Annotated in this window: 6 protein-coding genes; 5 read left to right on the top strand and 1 reads right to left on the bottom strand. The window is 36.3% G+C overall.

Annotated features, from left to right (window positions below):
- Positions 1-650 (top strand): N-6 DNA methylase (locus tag ACLU24_RS14370; RefSeq protein WP_412613333.1); only part of this gene is annotated, 650 nt, incomplete at its 5' end.
- Positions 634-1,158, top strand: a complete 525-nt coding sequence (locus ACLU24_RS14365) for a restriction endonuclease subunit S (RefSeq protein ID WP_215630495.1) — start codon at positions 634-636, stop codon at positions 1,156-1,158. The genes ACLU24_RS14370 and ACLU24_RS14365, both read left to right, overlap by 17 nt.
- Here the strand turns inward: ACLU24_RS14365 and ACLU24_RS14360 are convergent.
- On the bottom strand, positions 1,147-1,809 hold the full coding sequence (locus ACLU24_RS14360) for a restriction endonuclease subunit S (protein ID WP_412613332.1): 663 nt from the start codon (positions 1,807-1,809) through the stop codon (positions 1,147-1,149). The genes ACLU24_RS14365 and ACLU24_RS14360 overlap by 12 nt on opposite strands.
- A gap of 109 nt (positions 1,810-1,918) precedes the next feature.
- On the opposite strand from ACLU24_RS14360, the gene xerA reads away from it, so the two are divergent.
- Genes xerA through ACLU24_RS14345 form a run of 3 tightly spaced genes read left to right on the top strand, consistent with a single transcriptional unit; the run spans position 1,919 to position 4,300 of the window.
- Positions 1,919-2,902, top strand: a complete 984-nt coding sequence (gene xerA, locus ACLU24_RS14355; RefSeq protein ID WP_412613330.1) for a site-specific tyrosine recombinase/integron integrase — start codon at positions 1,919-1,921, stop codon at positions 2,900-2,902.
- A 12-nt stretch (positions 2,903-2,914) separates the two neighbouring features.
- The gene (locus ACLU24_RS14350; protein ID WP_412613328.1) at positions 2,915-4,090 is read left to right on the top strand and encodes a restriction endonuclease subunit S; all 1,176 of its coding nucleotides are present in this window, start codon (positions 2,915-2,917) and stop codon (positions 4,088-4,090) included.
- Positions 4,091-4,129: 39 nt separating this feature from the next.
- Entirely contained in the window at positions 4,130-4,300 is a 171-nt protein-coding gene (locus ACLU24_RS14345) for a hypothetical protein (protein ID WP_412613326.1), read from the top strand.
- Positions 4,301-4,375 lie beyond the last annotated feature (75 nt).

The following is a 4,375-nucleotide window of genomic DNA, read 5'->3' as shown; positions in this document are numbered from 1 at the left end:
ATGCAAACTATGGTTGGATACTGAATATTGTTTCCAAACTCTCTCAAAACGGTGTGGCAGGTTTCCTGCTTGCCAATGGTGCATTATCTGATGATGGTACAGAGCTGAAAATCAGACAGCAGCTTATAGAAAATCATTTGGTAGAAGCAATCATTATTCTTCCGAGAAACCTTTTCTATACCACAGACATCAGCGTTACCCTTTGGGTACTCAATAAGAATAAAAAGGCTCGTGTTGTGGAACAGAATGGAAAGCTAAAACGCTATCGTAATCGAGAAGATGAAATACTTTTTATGGATTTACGACAGATGGGCAGTCCTTATGAGAAGAAGTACATTGAATTGACAGAGGAAGATAGAGCCAAAGTTACAAGTGTATATCATAACTGGCAGCAGGAAGGCTATGAGGAAACTTATGAGAATGTACCAGAGTTTTGTTATTCTGCTTCTTTTGATGAAGTAAAGGAAAAAGGATTTACTCTTGTGCCGAGCAGATATATTGAGTTTGTCAATCGTGATGAGAACATCGACTTTGATACAAAAATGAAGTCATTGCAGGGAGAACTCAAAGAACTTCTTGTTCAAGAGGAAAAATCCAAATCAGATTTGCTTGCTGTATTTAAGGAGTTGGGATATGAAATCGAATTATGATATTTTAGGAAACCATATCCGACTGATTGATACTCGGAACAGAGAAAGCATAACAGACAGAGTTTTGGGAATTAACATAGACAAGTTCTTTATGCCGTCGGTTGCAAATGTCATTGGTACGGATTTGAGTAAATATAAACTGATAACAAAAGGAAAGTTTGCGTGTAATCCAATGCACGTTGGTCGTGATGAACGACTTCCGGTTGCATTGTATGATGAAGAAGAACCTGCTATTGTTTCTCCGGCATATTTTATGTTTGAGGTAATAGATAACAGCATTTTGAATGAAGATTATCTGATGATGTGGTTTCGCAGACCGGAGTTTGACCGAATTTGTTGGTTACATACTGACGGGAGCGTTCGTGGTGGGATTACTTGGGATGATATATGCAGACTAGAATTGCCTATTCCGCCTATTGAAAACCAGCTTGAAATAGTGAACAGTTATAAGGCAATTACGGAGAGAATTGCTTTAAAGCAGAAGATAAATGATAATTTAGCGGCTTGACATAGATGTGGTTATTACATCTTTTAAGTCGTCGAGCTTGGCAATTTCGTGGGTGTTCTCAATCATTTTCGCATATAGCGGTGTTACTTGCTTCTCGAAATGTTGAAGAACATCTTCTGTTGGCAGAATAAGAGGTATCTTTCTTAGCACATTAAGGCTTACATACGATTGAGTACTTCCTGCCATATATGAAGATATATAGTTCTCCACGATTTTACTTTTTAGGTACGAGAGAATGAAATATCGTATGGTAGGATTTTGAGAAGTACGGAATAAACCTACATTCTTTATCGCAAAATCCACTTCTTTGTCTGTTATGAAAGAAATAATACCGATTGTTCCAATCATACTAAAGAGAATATCCCCATATTCGACTTTGCTTCTCTCATTGACTTTCTTGAAATCGGCTTCACAAATAAAATACGCATCACTACGGTCAACAGCGTACGGGAGCAGATGACGAGAAGTGATAAGATATTTGCCAGATTCAGTTGGACTTGGCGAGTCGTGTGTGCCATCACGAACATCGACAATGCTATCTAAGTCAACTAAGTTCCAAGTTGCAGGATATTTTCCGAACTCAAATTCCAGATAATCGGAATATTGGGCTCCTTTGTAGTCAATAAATAGCGATTTGAATATTGCTTGCACTGTAGCTTCTAAATTATCATTTACAATAGAACTCCCATCAGTGGCGGGAGTTAAAACAAGGGACTGCCACTGGTAGTCGTTCTCTTAAAAAACAAAAGGAGAATTGACTATGAAACAGAACCTAATTACAGATGTTATTCAAGGAATGTTACCTCACTTGAATAACGCACAGACAGAAAGATTGCAAGAGGTGTTACAACATACACTTTTTGATTATGAGGTAACAAAGACGGAAAAAGATAAGGAACTTTCAGAACAGAATTTAGTAGAGTCTTTCTTATCGGCAAAGCGTATTGAAGGCTGTTCTGAGAAAACCTTGAAATACTATAATGCAACGATACAGTCAATGCTTGATGGCATTGGAAAGAGTATCAAATATGTTGTGACCGATGATATTCGTTGCTATTTGACCGAGTATCAGGCTAAGAAAAAATCCAGTAAAGTTACGATAGATAATATAAGACGAATACTTTCCAGTTTTTTCTCTTGGCTTGAGGACGAGGATTATATTTTGAAAAGTCCGGTCAGGCGAATACATAAGGTTAAGACCGGAACGAACATTAAAGAAACTTATTCAGATGAAGCACTTGAATTGATGAGGGATAATTGCACGGAACTCAGGGACTTGGCAATGATTGATATGCTTGCTTCAACGGGTATGCGTGTCGGAGAAATGGTGTTACTAAATCGTGAGGATATAGATTTTAATGAAAGAGAATGTGTTGTTTTCGGCAAAGGCGATAAGGAGCGAATAGTATATTTTGATGCAAGAACAAAAATACATTTGCAGAATTATTTAAATAGCCGAAAGGACGATAATCCGGCACTTTTTGTATCATTACAATCTCCGTATAATCGAATGAATATCGGAGGTATTGAAGTGAGATTACGACAGCTTGGAAAACGATTGGGATTAAATAAGGTACACCCTCATAAATTCAGGCGAACGCTTGCGACAATGGCAATAGACAAAGGAATGCCGATAGAGCAACTTCAGCAGCTCTTGGGGCATAGAAGAATAGATACGACATTGCAATATGCAATGGTTAAGCAGAGCAATGTGAAAATTGCTCACAGAAAATATATAGGATAAGGCGGAAAAGATATGTATAAAACCATTGAGGAACTTGTAACAAGGGTAGATGAAAGAAATAGTGATGGAACGGTTTCAGAACTGATAGGTGTAAGTATTGATAAATGTTTCATTAAATCTGTTGCAAATACAAATGGAACAGACCTTTCAAAGTATAAGATAATCCGTAAAAATGACTTTGCAGTAAGTTTAATGCAGGTCAGTCGTGATGGAAAAATACCGGTTGCAAGATTAGAGGAATATGAAGAAGCAATAATGTCGCCTGCATATCCTATTTTTAGAGTAAAAGATAAGAATATTATTCTGCCAGATTATTTGGAAATGTGGTTCAAAAGACCAGAATTTGATAGAGAAGCTGCCTTTATTGCGGTTGGTGGTGTGCGTGGTAGTATGCCGTGGGAAGAATTTGCAAAAATGAAATTGCCAGTACCACCTATCGAAAAACAGCAAAAGATTGTGAAAGCATATAAGATTGTTACAGACAGGATTGCGTTGAAGCAGAAGATAAATGATAATTTATTTGCTACAGTTAACGCATTTTTCACAGAAAAGTTTAGTCGATTTCTCCACGAAGATATGCGTAATATGCCTAACTATGTGCAGCTAAAGGACTTCATCAAGATTAAACACGGATATGCTTTTGACGGAGAGCAATTTTCCGAAAACGAAACCTCAAAAATATTGGTATCTCCGGGCAATTTCAAAATTGGCGGTGGTTTTCAAAATAATAAACCCAAATTCTATAACGAAGAAGCGGAATATAAGGCTGACTATGTGCTTGAAGCAGGTTCTTTAGTTGTAACGATGACCGATTTAAGTAAAAATGGTGATACACTTGGTTTTCCAGCAATCATCCCCAAAGATGAAAGAATGACCTTTTTACACAATCAGCGAGTTGGTTTAGTTGAATTTATTGACAACACTTATCCGAAAGCGTTCATCTACTTTCTGATGTGCAGCAATGATTATAGAAATTATATTCTTGCCACGGCTTCAGGTACAACGGTTCGCCATACTTCACCAGATAAAATTTCAGGATATGGTTTTATTACTCCTGATAATAAAGATGATTTAATCATTCTTAATCGGTTATATGAAGCGTATTTATCTGATTGCGACACTTTTAATATTGAAATCCAAAGATTAGCTGAGTTACAATCAACTTTACTTTCAAAAATGGTTGGTTAAGCTGCTAAATTATCATTTAATAGAAAGGAATTGAAAAATATGAAAAATATGCAAGAAGATGAATTTGATAAAATTGAAAGGACAAATTTAGCTAAATTATGTAAGCATGAGGTTGTTAGATTATATCAGTTTGGAAGTCATTCGGATTACGGATGTATTAAATGTGGAATGAAATCGCTTATTATTGAAGATTTTAGAATAAAGAAGTAATAATGTGACAGTATAAAATTCTAAAAGGAGTGAACGCAATGGCAAATTTTAATGAACACGCATTGGAAATGTCAA

The organism is Pseudoruminococcus sp., from assembly GCF_047012705.1.
Lineage (GTDB): Bacteria > Bacillota > Clostridia > Oscillospirales > Acutalibacteraceae > Pseudoruminococcus.
Note: the sequence above shows the minus strand (reverse complement) of the source record. Positions and strands in the feature narration are given on the sequence as shown.